The sequence below is a fragment of the Luteibacter sp. RCC_6_2 genome (genome assembly GCF_041360655.1).
In the GTDB taxonomy this organism is placed as follows: Bacteria; Pseudomonadota; Gammaproteobacteria; order Xanthomonadales; family Rhodanobacteraceae; genus Luteibacter.
This window is the reverse complement of sequence record NZ_JBFUPQ010000008.1, coordinates 39554-55609: the sequence shown is the minus strand read 5'-3', so window position 1 is coordinate 55609 and position 16056 is coordinate 39554. Positions and strand designations below refer to the sequence as shown.

General features: G+C 66.9%; 11 protein-coding genes. 5 read left to right on the top strand and 6 right to left on the bottom strand.

Annotated elements, in window-relative coordinates:
* Positions 1-129 precede the first annotated feature (129 nt).
* The 5 genes from AB6730_RS10460 (at position 130) to AB6730_RS10440 (ending at position 6959) form a co-directional block, all read left to right on the top strand.
* Positions 130-1122 (top strand): HlyD family secretion protein, encoded by a 993-nt coding sequence (locus AB6730_RS10460; protein WP_371023550.1) that lies wholly within the window; start codon positions 130-132, stop codon positions 1120-1122.
* On the top strand, positions 1119-2555 hold the full coding sequence (locus tag AB6730_RS10455) for an efflux transporter outer membrane subunit (protein ID WP_371023549.1): 1437 nt from the start codon (positions 1119-1121) through the stop codon (positions 2553-2555). Before AB6730_RS10460 ends, AB6730_RS10455 begins: the two co-directional genes overlap by 4 nt.
* Complete coding sequence (locus AB6730_RS10450; protein WP_371023548.1) at positions 2552-4150, top strand: MFS transporter; 1599 nt, start codon at positions 2552-2554, stop codon at positions 4148-4150. The genes AB6730_RS10455 and AB6730_RS10450 overlap by 4 nt, the downstream gene beginning before the upstream one ends.
* 138 nt (positions 4151-4288) lie before the next feature.
* Positions 4289-4618: a DUF2946 family protein gene (locus AB6730_RS10445; protein ID WP_371023547.1), complete on the top strand. Its 330-nt coding sequence runs from the start codon at positions 4289-4291 to the stop codon at positions 4616-4618.
* Between the two features lie 46 nt (positions 4619-4664).
* Positions 4665-6959: a TonB-dependent receptor gene (locus AB6730_RS10440; protein ID WP_371023546.1), complete on the top strand. Its 2295-nt coding sequence runs from the start codon at positions 4665-4667 to the stop codon at positions 6957-6959.
* 38 nt (positions 6960-6997) lie between these two features.
* On the opposite strand, the gene lanKC is transcribed toward AB6730_RS10440, so the two are convergent.
* The 6 genes from lanKC to AB6730_RS10410 all read right to left on the bottom strand — a co-directional run bounded on the left by lanKC (position 6998) and on the right by AB6730_RS10410 (position 15931).
* Positions 6998-9682, bottom strand: a complete 2685-nt coding sequence (gene lanKC / locus AB6730_RS10435; protein WP_371023545.1) for a class III lanthionine synthetase LanKC — start codon at positions 9680-9682, stop codon at positions 6998-7000.
* Positions 9683-9722: 40 nt separating this feature from the next.
* The gene (locus tag AB6730_RS10430; RefSeq protein ID WP_371023544.1) at positions 9723-9851 is read right to left on the bottom strand and encodes a hypothetical protein; all 129 of its coding nucleotides are present in this window, start codon (positions 9849-9851) and stop codon (positions 9723-9725) included.
* Between the two features lie 209 nt (positions 9852-10060).
* Positions 10061-11389, bottom strand: coding sequence for a PAS domain-containing sensor histidine kinase (locus AB6730_RS10425; RefSeq protein WP_371023543.1), 1329 nt, complete (start codon positions 11387-11389; stop codon positions 10061-10063).
* A 35-nt stretch (positions 11390-11424) separates the two neighbouring features.
* The gene (locus tag AB6730_RS10420) at positions 11425-12798 is read right to left on the bottom strand and encodes a sigma-54-dependent transcriptional regulator (RefSeq protein ID WP_371023542.1); all 1374 of its coding nucleotides are present in this window, start codon (positions 12796-12798) and stop codon (positions 11425-11427) included.
* A gap of 11 nt (positions 12799-12809) precedes the next feature.
* Entirely contained in the window at positions 12810-15158 is a 2349-nt protein-coding gene (locus tag AB6730_RS10415) for an FtsX-like permease family protein (RefSeq protein WP_371023541.1), read from the bottom strand.
* Positions 15159-15166: 8 nt separating this feature from the next.
* Positions 15167-15931: an ABC transporter ATP-binding protein gene (locus AB6730_RS10410; protein WP_371023540.1), complete on the bottom strand. Its 765-nt coding sequence runs from the start codon at positions 15929-15931 to the stop codon at positions 15167-15169.
* Between the last annotated feature and the right edge of the window lie 125 nt (positions 15932-16056).

Here is a 16056-nt window from a genome sequence, read left to right as displayed (position 1 = left end):
CGCAATATAGGAACCTACATAGCGGTTGGTCAATGACATTCCACCCGCCGCGTCCGCGCAGGAATCGCCAAGCAAACGGACAGCGATCGATGGCAGCTTGGGCGCTGTATCGAGGGTGGAAGGGGCCGCATGAAACACGCGCTGCGCATCATCGGGGGACTGCTGGTGCTCGGCACCTTGGCGGTGCTCCTGTTCTTCTGGCTGGACCGCACCGAAACGACCACGGATGCCTACGTGACGGGACGTATCCACCCTGTGGCTCCGCGCGTCACCGGCACCGTGCAGGTACTGCGGGTGAACGACAACCAGCACGTGAAGGCCGGGGACGTATTGCTGGAGCTGGATACGCGCGACTTCGACGTACGCGTGGAACAGGCGCGGGCGGAGATCGACCGGGCGAAGGGCCAGCTGGCCAGCGCGGAGGCGCAGATCGCCGAGGCCGACGCGGCCATCGTCGCCGCCGAGGCGAGCGCACGGAAGACCGCCCTGGATCTGCGGCGCGCCGCCGAGCTGGTGAACGAGACACCGCGCGGCGTGTCGCGACAGGAATACGACGCGGCGAAGGCCGCGGCCGACTCGGCAGTGGCCAACCGTGCCAGCGCCGGTGCACGCAAAGTGGCCGCGCTCGCCGCCCGCGAATCGGCGAAGGCGCAGGTCGCCACCGGCGAAGCCTCGTTGCACGACGCCTTGCTGGCCTATGGCTACACCCGGGTGATCGCGCCGGTGAGTGGCTACGTGGGACGCCGCACCGTCGAGGTCGGCGCCCGGGTCAACGCGGGGCAGACCCTGCTTTCCATCGTCTCCGACGAGGTATGGGTGGTGGCCAACTACAAGGAGACCCAGCTGCACGGGATGCATCGCGGCACCGAGGCGCGCATGACCGTCGATGCGATTCCCGGCGTGACCTTCATCGGCCACCTGGACAGCCTCTCGCCGGCCTCCGGATCGCAGTTCGCCCTGCTCCCGCCCGACAACGCCACGGGCAACTTCACCAAGGTGGTCCAGCGCGTGCCGGTGAAGATTATCTTCTCCGCCGAAGACCTCGGCCGCTACCGCGAGCGGCTCGCACCCGGACTGTCGACGATCGTGAAGATCCGTGGCGAAGGAGAAAAGGCGCCATGACGGCGCGGCCGATGGTACTGGCCGTCCTCGCCCTCGGCCTGGCCGGCTGCGTGGTCGGGCCCGACTACCGGCGTCCGGATATATCCGCACCCGCAGGCTGGCGCGATGCGCCAGCGTCCTCCGCGCCCGTCGCCGTATTGCCGGACGCGTGGTGGAACCTCTTCGGTGACGAGGAACTGGGCCGGCACGTCGAAGCGGCCCTCGCCGCGAACCAGGACCTGGCCGTGGCCCTGGCCCGCCACGACCAGAGCCGCGCCCTGCTCGGCGTCGCGCGCGCCGACGAGTTCCCCGATATCGCCCTCGATCCCGCCTTCGCACGCGGGCGCACCTCGGCGAATGTCTCCAACCGGTTGCCCGAACTGGAAACCACACTCTGGCGCGTGCCGGTCGACGTCGCCTATGAAGTGGACCTCTGGGGCCGCGTGCGGCGCAGCGTGGAGGCCGCCGGCGCGGACGTGGAAAGCAGTGCCGATGCGGTGGCGGCGCTACGCCTGAGCCTCGCGGCCACCACGGCGTCGACCTACCTGTCCCTGCGCAGCACCGATCGCGATATCGACGTGCTCGCACGCACGGTGAGCCTGCGCGAGGATGCCCTGCGTCTTGCGGAACGCCGTGCGCACGCCGGTGTCGTCGGCGACCTCGACGTGCTCCGCGCGCGCGCCGACCTGACCCAGACCCGCGCGGATCTCGCCGATGCGCACCGCCGGCGGGACAACCTGGAACACGCGCTGGCCGTGCTCGAGGCCCGCGACGCGCCGGATTTTTCAGTCGTGCCCCAGCCGTGGACGCCGAACGTTCCCGAGGTACCCGCCGGATTGCCTTCCTCGTTGCTCGAACGGCGGCCCGACGTTGCCGGCAACGAACGGTCGCTGGCGGCCGCGAGCGCGCGGATCGGCGTGGCGCGAGCCGCTTTTTTCCCGCAAGTGAAACTCACCGCCTCGGGCGGCGTCGCCAGCAATGGCCTGGGCGACCTCACCGCCGCCGACAGCCGCGCGTGGTCCATCGGGCCGTCCGTGCACCTGCCGATCTTCGAAGGTGGCCGCAACCGCTCACGCCTGCAAGCCGCGGAAGCGGCCTATCGCGGCGCGCTCGCGAACTGGCGGCAAAGCGGCATCGTGGCCTTCCGCGAAGTGCAGGATGCGCTGGGCGATACGCGCTGGCTGCGCGAACGTGGCGCCGCGCTCGATGCCACGGTGGAGGCCGCCACCGCCACGGCGAAGGTATCCCGTTCGCGCTACGACCGCGGCCTTGCCGGCTATTTCGAGGTGGTGGATTCCGAGCGCCAGGCGCTGGCCAGCCAGCGCGCCGCGATCCAGAACGACCAGCAGCGCCTGCTCGCCGCCGTCTCGCTTATCAAGGCGTTGGGCGGGGGCTGGCAGGAAGGCGATAGCGTGCCGAGGCAGCCGGTGGCGACCGCGGCAGGCTCGCCGTGAACGCGGTCGCCGGTACCACCGCCACCGCGGCTCCCACCCCTCCCGCGAACCTGCCGTGGCTCGGCATCGTGGCCGTGCTCGTCGGCGCGGTGGCGACGACGCTCACCTCGCGTCTCACGTCCATCGGCCTGGCCGATCTTCGCGGTGCGATCGGTGCGGGATTCGACGAGGGGGCATGGATTCCCACGGCGTTCTCGGCGTCGCAGATGATGATCGGACCGCTGGCGATCTTCCTCGGCCGCGCGTTCACGCCGCGGCGCGTGCTGCTGGCGGGTTGCGTCGTCTATGGCGTGGCCGAATTCCTGATCCCGTATTCGCCCGACCTGCGCACCCTGATCGTGCTGCAGATCTTCGCCGGCCTCGGCTCCGGCACCTTCATCCCGCTGACGGCCTCGTTCATCCTGCTCAGCCTGCCACGCAACCTCTGGCCCTGGGGCCTGGCGGCCTATGCGATGAACATCATCCTGGGCCTCAACGTCGCCTCGTCGCTGGAAGGCTGGTACGTCGAGCACGTGACCTGGGACTGGATCTTCTGGCAGAACACCGTCGTCGCCCTTCCCTTGTTCGCGCTGTACTGGTTAGGCCTGCGCCGTCTTCCGATCGATCGCGAGTACCTGCGTGGCGGTGACTTTCGCGGCATGCTGATCGGCGCTTCCGGCTTCACCCTCATCTTCATCGGGCTCGACCAGGGCGATCGCCTGGATTGGTTCTCGTCCTCGCTGGTGGTCACGCTGCTCGCACTCGGCGTCATCCTGTTGGGTCTGTTCCTGCTCCACGAGTCGACGCTGGATACGCCGAGCGTGGACTTCGGCCTGCTGGTTCGCCGCAATGTGTTCGTACTCATCGTGCTGGTGCTCGCCACCCGCTTCCTGGTGACCTCGAGCAATACGCTGGTGGCCAACTACCTTATCCAGGTACGTGGCCTGCGCCCCCTGGAGGTGGGCAACGCGTTGCTCTGGGTCGCCTTGCCACAGTTGATCATCGCGCCCACCGTGGCCTGGCTGCTCAATCGCATCGATGCGCGTTTCGCCATCGGTACCGGCTTCGCCATCGCCACCACGGGATTCCTGCTCGCGACCGGCATCACGTCGCAATGGGCGGAGGGAAACTTCAGCGTGGCGTTGCTCTTGCAGGCGGTGGGGGAAACGCTGGAACTCACGGCCGTGATCTATTTCTTCGGCCACCACGTGGGACCGGCCGACGGCATCACCTTCGGCGCGATCATCCAGACGGCGCGGTTGTTCGGCGGCGAACTCGGCACCTCCGTACTGATCATGTTCACCCGCAAGGCCGAACAGTGGCACTCGAACCTGATCGGCCAGCATGTGATCGCGGGCGACCCAGTCACCACCGAACGCATCGCGGCGTACGCGCGCGTGGTGGGTGCGGCGAGCCAGGGCGCGGGCGAGGCGGAGGCGCGGGGCGCCGGCCTGCTCTCCACCGCGGTGCGTGCGCAGGCCTATACCTTGTCCATCCTCGACGGCTTCCTCCTCGCCTCTTGCGTGGGCGTGCTCGGGGTGGCGCTGGTGTTGCTCCTTCGCGAACCGCCGGTGCTCGCCACGCCACCCGCGGTACCGCCCCTGCCGCCGCCCTGAGTCGACATGCGGACCAGCGACACCGTGTCGCATCGCCTTCACGACGGGCCGTGCGATCATCCCTGGACCCATGTCCAGGGTTGCAACACAGGGGCGCCGGTGCGTCGAGCTCGGACAAGAAGCGGTTGGTTGGCATGGATGGCGCTCGTCGCCGTCTGGCTCACCGTGCTTGCGCCGACGGCATCGCGGACGGCGCAAGTCTTCGTCTTCCCCGATCTTGGCGCGTGGTGCGAAAGCGCCCCCGGCGAGCATCGAGGCAACGGGCACGAAACACGCGATACCGATGCGGCTTGCGGTTACTGCACGCTGTTCGCCCAGCAGCCCGCGCTCGCCGGATCGTTCTTCATCGGCCATGTGCAGGCATCGTCCGCTCCCGCCCAGGCCCTGCCACCGGCGGTTCGCCACGGGCCGGCACCGCTCACCATCCATGCTTCGCCCCGAGGTCCGCCGTCCGCCGCGCACGCCTGATCGCTTCCGATCCCGACGTACGCCAACGACCACGGACCCCGCTCCCATGCCCTCGCCTCACAACCATGGACGCGCGCTCGCGCGTGCCATCGCCTGCGCCATCGGTGCTTCCTCCCTTGCCGTCCACGCCACCGGCGACGACGACCCGCAACGCGCCACGACGCTGCGCGAAGTACGTGTCTCCGCCGCGAGCCATGCCAGCACCATCGATCCGGACATGCCTTCGGCCGTGGAAACCGTCAGCGCCGCGGAGCTAGACCGGCTCAACATCGTCAATACCGAAGACGCCTTGAAGTACCTGCCTTCCTTCGGCATCCGCAAACGCTTCGCCGGTGACGAAAACGCCACCTTCTCCGTACGTGGCACCAGCAACCAGCAGAGCGCGCGCGGCCTGGTCTATCTCGACGGCCTGCTGCTCTCCAACCTGCTGGGCAACAACTGGGCGAATCCACCCCGCTGGTCCATGGCCTTCCCGGAAAACCTCGCGCGCGTCGAGGTGCTCTACGGTGCGTATTCAGCGCTGTATCCGGGGAACGCCATCGGCGCGACCGTGCTCATGACCACACGCATGCCCGAAAAACTGGAGGTCACCGGCCATGTGCAGGCGTTCACCCAGCATGTCGACAGCTACGGCGTGGACCGCGACTACGGCGGCAGCCGGCAGAGCGTGACGATCGGCGACCGTTCCGGACGCTTCGCCTTCCTCATCGGCGTGGCGCACCTGCAATCGAATGGCCAGCCACTGGTCTATGCGACGCAGGCACGCTCCGCGCGGAGCGGCACGGCGAATCCCGTCACGGGTGCCGTCGCCGACACCGGTGCCAATGGCTTGCCGCGCGAAGTGTTGGGCATCAACAGCGAAGGGCAGGAAGCCACCAGCCAGGACGAAGCGCACATCCGGCTGACCTACGATTTCACGCCCGAGCTTACGGGCGCGCTCACCGCCAGCTACTGGAAGCAGGACCTCTCGCATCGCACGGAAACCTTCCTGCGTGACGGCAGCGGGAATCCGGTCTGGTCGGGCCCCGTCACGATCGACGGCCGCCAGTACACGATCCCAGGGAATTTCTTCGCGCCCAGCACGCGGCAAAGCCGAAATACGCTCTACGGCATTTCACTGGGGACGCACCGGAAAAGCGGATGGAACGTCGAGGCCGATGCCTCGCTGTTCGACATGGGTCGCAACCGCGACCGCGTGGCTTCCGGCGTGACCGACGATGGCGCGGGCCTGCTGACCGCGGGTGACGGCAGCCGCTGGCGCACGCTGGACCTGCGGGCGAGCCACACGCCGGATTCGCTCTCGCCGAACACGCATACCGTGAGCTTCGGCTACCACTTCGACGGCTACCGGCTCGACAACGCCAGCTACGCGCTCGCCCAATGGCGCACGGGCGGCGCGGGCGCGCTCACCGCAGCCAACGGCGGCAGCACGCAGACCCAAGCGGTATACCTGCAGGATGCATGGCAACTCGATGAGCGCTGGCGCCTGACGGTCGGTGCGCGGTACGAGCAATGGCGGGCCTTCGGCGGTTCACGCGCGACAGGCGCCGCATCGATCGGCTATCCGGCGCGTGACGAATCGCATGCCTCACCGAAGGCATCGCTGGCCTGGAGCGCGACCGACTCGATGGTGGTTCGGCTCTCCGGCGCACGCGCCTACCGCTTTCCCACGGTCAACGAATTGTTCCAGGGAAGCTTCAACGGCATTTCGCTGGTCAACAACGATCCGAACCTGAAGCCGGAAAACGACTTGTCGCGCGAGTTGTCGGTCGAGTGGTACCGGGCGAACAGCCTCACCCGTTTCACCCTCTACCGCAGCGACACCCGGGACACCTTGTTCAGCCAGACCGACACCACCGTGTTTCCCAACGTCACCAGCGTGCAGAACGTGGATCGTGTTCGCACGCGCGGCGCCGAAGCCAGTTATGACGGCCGCGACGTGTTCTGGCAGGGATTCGACCTGGTCGCCAACGCGGCGTATACGCAGGCGACGACCGTGCGGAACGCGCGCAATCCCGCCTCGGAAGGCAAGCAGTTCTACCGCGTACCGCGCTGGCGGGCGAACGTGGTCGCCACGTGGCGCGCCACGGAACGGTTGTCGATGACGCTCGCCGGGCGCTATTCGGGACGCCAGTACAACACGCTCGACCACAGCGACGTGAACCCCGACACGTTCGGTGGGGCCAGCGACTTCCTCGTCTTCGATGCGAAGGTGGACTGGAAGGTAAGCCCCCATGTCTCGCTCGGCATCGGTGTCGACAATCTCACCGATCGGCGTTACTACGTGTACTACCCCTACCCGTCACGAACCTGGCTGATGGAAGCGACCTTCCACCTCTGACCGATGCGCGGCGGCGTTAGGGCGTCGCCGCGCATCGGTCAGGCCGCCACCTGCACCGCGCGCTCCCACGCGGCTGCAGGCATGTGCTCGTCGAGCATGAAAGACGCCGGACCGCCACGCCAGAGACGGTCGAAGAAGGCTCCCACGCCGGCGTTCCCCGTCGCCAGGTCGCAACTGAGGCGTAGCAATTCAGCGCCGGGTACGGCGAGGCCGCCGGGACGGCGTACCAGGAACGGCTCGATGCCTCGCGCGACGCCGTGCGCCGCCTCCTTGTAGATAGACGCGCGCTCGGGAAGCAGCACCGCGAGATCCAGCAGCGTTTCGCCGATACCGGCCAGGCCGTCATACGCACCCGGCGACACGGCATGCCTTCGCAGCAGGTCGCCCTCCGCACCGAGCACGATCTCGCGGTAGCGGATGTCGCCCGTGCATGCGAAAAAGCGGGCGACGACGGCGAGAATGCCGGCCGTGCCGTTACGCCAGTAGGGAAACAGGGTCGGTCCGCCCACGTCCTTCGGCCAGCTCGCGGCACCGTCGGGATTGATGCCACGCTGCGCGAGGTCGAAGGCGAGTCCGTCGCGCGCAGCGCGAAGAAAGCGCTCGTCACCGGTAGCCACGTGCAGGTGGAGCAGGAACAGCGCGATGCCGGAGGCACCGTGCGCAAGGCCCACGGGTTGTACGGTTCCCCGTGGCCAGTGCAGCATGCCATTGTCGATGCGCGAGTCATGCAGGAGCATGTCGCCAGCGACACACGCGTCGTCGAGGAAGCCGGCATCGGACGTCTCGTGCCATGCCTTGATACGTGCAAGACCCCATCCGGCCAGTCCATCGTACAGGCCATGGCGCTCACGGATGCTTTCGCCCGCCGGCCGTCCCCGCAGCAGCGACGCCGCCTCGGCGCGCGCATGCGCATCGAACAACACCCAGGCGATGCCGGCATCGCCGTACATGAGGCTGTCACCCCGATGGTCCGGCCGCTGGCAACCCTCCAGCACGTAGGTAAGCAGGCCCGGCGGTGGCGTCCTACCGCCGCGCAGATAGGCGTGAAGCACACCCGCGGCGCCATGAGCCACGCCCCAGGGATGCGTCTCGAATACCTCGGGTCCGGCGGGCACATAGCGGTCCACGCGCGCGCCACGAGCTCGCTCATCGATATAGTCGAACAGCGCATCGGCGGCGTCCGTGGCCGCTTCCGTGGAGGAGGCGAGGTACGGCACGGGTGCGGTGTCCCGCGGCAGGTCGGCGATCGATGCACGCAGGGACGCCATGGCCGCGACCGGTGGAGGCCGCCGGTGGACGTCGGCGGCAAGCAACTGCTCGAGAACCTGGACGAAAGCCTCCGGATAACCCATGTCCGTCGACATGCGGCGCGCGAAGCGAAGCGCTGCGCTCCGGTCCAGCGGCAGCATGGCATTCATCGGCATGATCGCCGCGGCGAGGTTCGCACCGAAGGCATAGACGTCTTCCGCACGGGCGTCGACGGGCATCTCACGCCGGGACAGCGGCGATGCGAATCCTGGCGTACGTACGTCCACCGGGTGATCGAGGCCTTCCTCGACCGCCGATTCCAGGTCGATCAGACGGGTGCCTCCCTCGGCGGTCACGATGCAGTTGTGGAACGACAGGTCGCCCATCGAAATGCCAGCCGCGTGCAGGCGTTCGAGGTTCCGGGCGATGCTGGTGAATACCTCCACCACCTCGTCGAGAAATCCGGCGACGTCGGCGCGGGTCGCCCGCGTCTTCAACCAGGGATACCGGCGCGCCAGCCAGCTGCGCAGCGTGACGCCCTCGACGTACTCCTCGACCAGATAGCTGTGCTCCCAGTCCTGGAAATAAGCGACGGGTGCCGGCGCGATGCGCAGGGAGGCCAGCCGGCGCAGCAGCCGGTATTCCTTGCGCAACATCGCCGTCGCGGCGTCACCACCTCCGATGAAAGGACGCGCTTCCTTCACGATCACGGCGCGGCCTTCGTCGAGGTCATCGGCCAGGTAGATGCCGCCGGCGGCGGAGAACGACAACGAGCGCTTGATACGGTAGCGGCCTCCACCCAGGAGCGGCGCGTCCATCGACTTGCCCGCCTCCTCGCGCGGGAACGGATCGCGCAGCCAGTCCGGAAGGTGGAAGTGCGGCTTGCGCTGATCCGGTTCCATCCGGCCGTCCGGCCGGCGCAGCAACCATTCAGGGCGGCTGTCCGCCGCGAGGCGATGCTCGCCGGCGATTCCGCCGTAGCGGTAGTAAAGGACACGCGAATCGCGATACCGCCGGTCACTCAGGATATAGGGTCCCGCGTATCCCGAAAGCGCGGCATGGAGATCGTCGATGATGCCGCGAAAGTCGGCGGCGTCATGCGGATAGACGGTGATGAACTTGCCCGATCCACCGCGCGGCCAGCGTTTTCCGTTCACCGCGGATAGTATCCGGGCATCGGCGGCGAACTTGAACGCGATGCCGGCGGCGGCCAGCATCGCGGCCGCGATCGACAGCACGATGCGTGCCGTCGAGGCGACGGACGAGACGTGGATCTTCCAGCCTTGCGCCGGCAACACGAGGCCGGGCGGCGCGCAATGCATCCAGATACCGGTGCGCCGCATCCGCCACTCGTCGGGAACGATCTTGCGGACAGGCTCGACGAAGTCGGCCGGGTCGATGACATGCCGCCCATAGGGCTCGAAGAATTCGCGGTCGATCGCCGTGTAATGCAGCAGTTCCGTACGTCGCTCCATGCTTCGGTGATTCCTGTGAAGGGGTGTCGTCGTGAACCGGTCAGTCCTCGAATCCATCCGAGTTGGCGATCGAGCAGGCCCGATGACTGCAGCTGCTGTAGTTGGTGCCCGTCACGTCCGCGGAGTCCATCTCCGCCATCAATCGCTGAAGATCCAGTATCCGGTCCATGCCTTCCCTCCTGTGGGTGATGAGTTCGCCTCCGCGAGGCGCGGATGCAGGACGAATCTAGATAGCGCGGCGAGGACTGGCAACGGCGGCCATGCCCGCGCATGGTGGTTCCGATCCGTGCGACGCATGTTTCTCGGGTGGTCTATCGAAAGCGGTCGTCATCCTGTCCGGAAATGGACGACGACGTCCGTTTATGGACATGGAAGACCTCAGCCTCCCAGGGGAAGGCGGACCGTCGCGACGGCCCCCGGTGCGTCGACCATGGGTGAAAGTTCCACCGTGCCGCCATGCGCTTCGACGATCATCCGGGTGAGGCTGAGACCGATGCCCGATCCTTCGGGCTTGGTGGTGAAGTAGGGGACGAACAGTGCGTCGCTGGACGGTAATCCGATGCCTCCGTCCTCTATGACTATCCGGACGTAACGGCCCTCCAGGCGCCAGTCCACGCGGACGGCGCCAGACACGGGAAGGGCCGCCTCGACGGCATTGCGCAGCAGATTGATGAAGGCCTGCGTCAACTGGTCCTCGTCGCCGCTCAGTGTCACGGCCTCCACGCCGACGATGGCGACGGGCAGGCGCTGCTCGAACATGGCCAATCCGGCAAGCACGCGGTCGAGACGGAACAGGCGGACGTGTAACGGCGGTAGTCGGGCCAGCTTGCCGTAACCGGAAAGAAACCGTGCCAGCGAGACGGCGCGCCGTTCGATGACTTCCAGTCCGATCTGCAACTCCTCGCGTGTCTCGTCGACACCGCGCTCCGCGAGCAGGGTCGAAAGGCTGCCCGCGAGCGAGCCGATCGGCGTGAGCGAATTGTTCAACTCGTGGCTCAGAACACGGATCAGGCGTTGCCAGGCCCGTCTCTCCTCTTCTCCCAGCGCGACGCTGAGATCGCGCAGCATGAGCAATCTGTGCTCTCGTCCATCGCTGTGCCATGCGGCGCGCCGTATCGACCAACGTCCGCTCCCTCCAGGAAAGCGTCCGTTGAAAACGGCGTTGTCGGGCGCGGCAAGGACTTCGGCTAGCCCGAGCGACTTCACGTCCTGGCCGATGACCGTACTTCTCTCTGCACCGATCAGCTTGCGGGCGGAAGGATTGATGAGCCGCAAAGCATCCTTGTCGTCGACGACGAAGACTGGGTCACCCAGTGCAACGAGCGTCTTGCCGAGGAACCGCGAGGTCGCGGTCCGTTTCCGCCTGCCTTCGCGAAGCTCGTCGGAGAGAAGGTTCACGTCGGCCATCAGGTCTTGCAGGGGATCGTATCCTGGACGCACCCGTCCACGCATGCCGAAATCGCCCTCGCGCAGCGCACCCAGGAGATCGGATACCGCGGCCAATGTTCCCAACGAGCGGTACCCGGCAAGCCAGCCCAGCGCGAACGTGAGCGCCAGCCCAGCGAAAAAAACACTCGCGCGGACCGTCAACGGCAATCCATCGCAAACCGCGAGGACGCCACCGGAGGCCATCATCGGCAGGAGGACGATACCCGCCCACGTCATCACCCCGCGACGCATCCGGTCGGGGTGCAAGGTGTAGGTCATCCTTCAGTACCGGAGGACAAGACGGCGGGCACGGCTCATCCGGTCAACTCCGCTCCCTTCGTCCGCTGCTTGCCGAGTCGGCGATAGAGCGCCTGGCGCGAAATCCCAAGCGCATCGGCCGCACGTTGCAGGTTGTGCTCGTTGCGCTCGAGCGCGTTCCGGACCAGGAGTTCCTCGGCCTCGGGCAGGGTCAGGCCATCGAGCGCCAGCGGCGTGTCGCCGGGACGGCGGAGCGCCAGACCTTCCGCATCGATGGTGTCGTGATTGGCGAGAAGGACGGCGCGTTCGACCGCATGCTCGAGTTCACGCACGTTGCCCGGCCAGTCGTAGCCTCGCAACACCCGCTCGGCGGACGGTGAGAATGTCATGGCCCCGCTGCCGCGGCGCTGGCAGTCGCGCAACATGAAGTGACGTGCGAGCGGCACGATATCCTCCTGGCGTTCGCGCAAGGCAGGCAAGCGCACCTGCATGGCGTTGAGCCGATAGAGCAGATCGCGGCGAAAGCGATCGTTACGGATGGCCGCATCGAGATCGGCGTTGGTCGTGGAGATGATTCGCACGTCGACGCGCCGTGTACGCATGGTGCCGCCGCGCTCCAGTTCACCCTCCTCGATCACGCGCAGCAGCTTTGCCTGCTGCAGGGGATGGATATTGGTGACTTCCTCCATGATAAGGCTTCCCCCATCGGCCAGTTCGAAACGGCCGGATCGCGGCACCGGCTTGTCTTCGCCGAACATCTCGTCGGCGAAGCGCGCGTCGGGAAGGCTACCCATGTCGACGCGGATCGCCGGTTGCTCCGCGCGTTTCGACAGCGCGTGGATTTCACGGGCGAACAACGATTTCCCCGTGCCGTTTTCCCCCAGGATGAGTACGTTGGCGTCGCCGACGGCGATCCGCTCGATCAGTTCGACCACGCGCCGCATGGCGGACGATTCGCAGACGCGAAGCATGTCCCCGGATTGGCGGGACAGGGCGGTTTCCGTGCGCAGCCGCCTGTTCTCCTCGCGGATCTCGCGCAAGGCGATCTGGCCACGCAATGTGTGGATCAGCCGCGCGTTGTTCCATGGCTTTTCGATGAAATCCGCCGCGCCAAGGCGCATGGCCTGTACCGCCACGTCGATGCTTCCCCAGGCCGTCATGACCACCAACGGTAGTTCCGGTGCTTCCTCACGGATACGCAGCACGAGTTCGAGCCCCTCGCGGCCGGAGATCGTATCGGCGGAGTAATTCAGGTCGACGACCGCACACGCGAATTCACTCCGCGACACGGCATCCAGCGCCGCGGCCGGGGAGTCGACCTCCACGGAGGGAATGCCTTCGGAACGCAACAGCATACGCATCGCCAGGCGAACGTCTGGATGGTCGTCGACGACGAGCACCGGCACCTGGACCCTGTGATCTTGGTACATATTTGTCCCTTTCAGTCGCTGCGCAGGACGCGCCAAGGTTCCACCGCGGCCGCCCGCCATGCGGGCAACAGCACGGCAGCGATCGTGGCCGCGGTCATCATCGGCACCACGGTGGCGAATACCCATGGATCGCTCATGCCCAGGAGGGAGTCGGCCGTGAACAACCATCGATGCGCGGCGAGTGCGGCGAGCAATCCCGCGGCGACGCCGGGTAACGCCCAAACCAGGGCCCGCCGCAACACTTGCGCCATGAGGTTCGCGGGTGTCGCACCCAAGGCACCGCGCAGGGCGAACATGCGACGGCGTGACACCACCTCGACAGCCTGCACCGAGTAGTGGCCTACGCAGGCGAGCGCCAGGGCGAACGCCGCGAAGCTGGAAAGGAGCACGGCGTCGCGGCGCGGTTCCGCGTATGCCGTCTGCGCCACCTGGTCGAGCGTTCGCGCGTTGGCGGGTGCGAGGGGCGGTGCCATGTCCTCGATGATCCGTGCGAAGGCGTCCGCGGTCGCAGGGCCCACGCCCGGCCCGCGCAGCACGGCATACATCGATGTCCACTGGCGAACGATGGCGAACGACGAGGGATCGATTTGCACGAGCGGAACGAAGACAGCCGGTTCGACCTCGGCCGAAACGCCCGCGAGTGGCGTATTGGCGACGACGCCGACGATCCGCGCGGCATGCCGGCCCGATGCCGGACGCACCGTACCGTCCACGCCACGTCCATCGACCTGGTCGAGATAGGCCTGGTTCACCATGACGACGCGCTCCGAATCGTCCCGATCGTCATCGTCCAACCATCGGCCACGGGTCTTTTCCAATCCGAGCGACTCGAGCGCGCCCGGCGTCACCACCACGTACTGCAGCCGAACCACGGCCCCGCCAGGACGAAGGAAGGGCATCACGAAACCGTCGCCGACAGGAAGCTGGGTGGACCATCCCACGCTTTCGACACCGGGCAAGCGCATGGTTCTGGCGCGCAGGCCCCCGGTGAGCCGTTCGACGGTGCCCCGCTCCGGATACCACGCGGGTGGCGCGCGGATTTCCACGACCAGGGCATTTGCGTGATCGAAACCCAGTGGACGCTGGTCGAGCCGCCACCAGCGCAATGCCGCCGCGCTCGAGGCGCATAGCAGCAAGGTCGCCAATGCCGTCTGTACCAGGGCCATCGCCGAATACATCCGGCGCGACGCGAAAGCCGCGGCCGGATAACCGGGCGCGGCGAAATGCTGGTGAGCCACCGCGCTGCAAGTAGCCAGCAGGGCGGCGAGCAGAGCGCTGGCAAGGACCGCCACCAGCACGTCGCTTCCGGGTGCCAACGGTGCGGCCGAAGCCAGCCAGCTATCCGGTACGAGCGGACGGACCGCCATCACCAGAAGGGCTCCGACAGGCATGCCTATCGCTACCGCGAGCAGTGCGATGATCACCGCTGCTGACAATGCCGGCACCCAGGGACGCCATCCCGTGGCTCCCAATGCGAACAGCAAGGACGTTTCCCGCCTGCGGTCCAGTGCGCGGGACAGCATGAGGTTGGAGACATTCATGGCAGCCACGGTGAGCACGAGCAGTGCGCTTCCCACGCATAACCAGATGGTCGTCCTGGCTCCCGGAGCCGTCAGTGCATCCAGGGATGTCGCGCCGTACCACTGCCCGTCCGCTGGCTTCAGGTGCAACCTGGCGGTGTTGCGCCCGGCCGTGTCCATGACGCTATCGGAAAACGCCACGATGCTCCCAGGCGCAAGGAGGGCCACCGCCGTCATGTTCTCGGTGCGATCGGCGGAATCCTCGGGCAGGACCAGGGGCAGGATCAGGTCGACATCGGTGAAGAACCGATAGTCCGGCGGCAAGACGCCGCTTATACGCATCGGTTGGCCGTCGACCAGCAGCACCTGCCCGACTGCCGCCGGGTCGGCTCCGAACCAACGGCGCCACAGCGAATCCGACACCATCACCTCCGCACCGCCCCCGTGGGACGGCACACGCTCACCGAATGCGGGGACGACACCAAGCGTCGGCAGGAATCCCACATCGACGCGTTGCGTCCGCAGCAGGCCCCGATGACGTCCATGAACGACGTTCATCGCCTCGGGCATGAGGGCGGCACCACGTGAAAGCACTGGCGTCGGGCTTCCCACCATGTTGTAGAGGCTTGGTGAGGCCGCACGCATGGGATCGTCGGCCGTCCGTCCACCGTAGACGGCGACCCTGGCATGGTTGGGCCAGGGTGGTGGACGGAGCAATACGGCTTCCGTCAGCGTGAACGCGCCGGCCAGGGCGGCTACTCCGATGGCAAGCGTCGCCGACGCCAGCAAAAGCGAACCAGGCTGGCGCGGCGAGGCCCGCCAGAAACGTACGATGTCCATGAAGCGGTTCATGGGGACGATGCACTGTGCCGCCGTTCGTCCAGGCCCGACTCCGCCTCGCTCTGCAACTGCCGGAACGTGCTCTCGTCGACGACCCTGCCATCGAGGAGGCGAACGGTGCGATCGGCCATCGCGTTGAAACGGTCGTCATGCGTGACCATGCAGATCGTCCGGCCGTCCATGTGCAGGCTGTTCAGCAACGCCATCACGGTTTCGCCATTGTGCAGGTCGAGGTTGCCGGTCGGTTCGTCCGCAAGCAGGATCGACGGGTCGCCCGCCAACGCCCGTGCCACCGCCACCCGTTGCTGTTGGCCACCCGATAACTGGGCTGGGTAGTGACGCATGCGATGCGCCATGCCCACGCTACCCAGGGCATCGACGACGCGTCGCGCACGATCGCGCGCCAGCATGTCCTTACGGAAGCTCAGGGGCAGCGCGACGTTGTCCGCCACGTTCAGGTCGTCGATCAGGTTGAACGCCTGGAAGACGAAACCGATATGCCGGTTGCGCAGGCGCGCCCTCTCCGTGCGTCCTATGGTGTGAACCGCTTCGCCGCGGAAACGCAATTCGCCATGACTGGGCGCGTCCAGGAGGCCCATCAGCGACAACAGGGTGGTCTTTCCACATCCCGACGGACCGGCGATCGAAACGAATTCCCCCTGCCGCACGGTCAGGTGGATGTCGGTCAGCACCTGGCATTCCACCGATCCAGCATGGAATACCTTGCCGATGCCATGCATCTCGATGATCGCTGGCCGCGTGTGCGCTTGCATCGCGAAACTCCGGTGCGGCGGTTCACCCAGCCTAACTGCAGTCCACAGCGTTGTCCCGGGCGCTAGACCTTTCTGTGTCAAGAGAACGCCAACGCTGCCGGAAAGGCGTAGCGATTGCGTTTGCC

Coding starts and splice junctions, on each gene's coding strand:
- AB6730_RS10460 (WP_371023550.1), top strand. CDS start 130: ATGAAACACGCGCTGCGCATCATCGGGGGACTGCTGGTGCTCGGCACC.
- AB6730_RS10455 (WP_371023549.1), top strand. CDS start 1,119: ATGACGGCGCGGCCGATGGTACTGGCCGTCCTCGCCCTCGGCCTGGCC.
- AB6730_RS10445 (WP_371023547.1), top strand. CDS start 4,289: ATGGCGCTCGTCGCCGTCTGGCTCACCGTGCTTGCGCCGACGGCATCG.
- AB6730_RS10440 (WP_371023546.1), top strand. CDS start 4,665: ATGCCCTCGCCTCACAACCATGGACGCGCGCTCGCGCGTGCCATCGCC.
- lanKC (WP_371023545.1), bottom strand. CDS start 9,682: ATGGAGCGACGTACGGAACTGCTGCATTACACGGCGATCGACCGCGAA.
- AB6730_RS10430 (WP_371023544.1), bottom strand. CDS start 9,851: ATGGACCGGATACTGGATCTTCAGCGATTGATGGCGGAGATGGACTCC.
- AB6730_RS10425 (WP_371023543.1), bottom strand. CDS start 11,389: ATGACCTACACCTTGCACCCCGACCGGATGCGTCGCGGGGTGATGACG.
- AB6730_RS10420 (WP_371023542.1), bottom strand. CDS start 12,798: ATGTACCAAGATCACAGGGTCCAGGTGCCGGTGCTCGTCGTCGACGAC.
- AB6730_RS10415 (WP_371023541.1), bottom strand. CDS start 15,158: ATGGACATCGTACGTTTCTGGCGGGCCTCGCCGCGCCAGCCTGGTTCG.
- AB6730_RS10410 (WP_371023540.1), bottom strand. CDS start 15,931: ATGCAAGCGCACACGCGGCCAGCGATCATCGAGATGCATGGCATCGGC.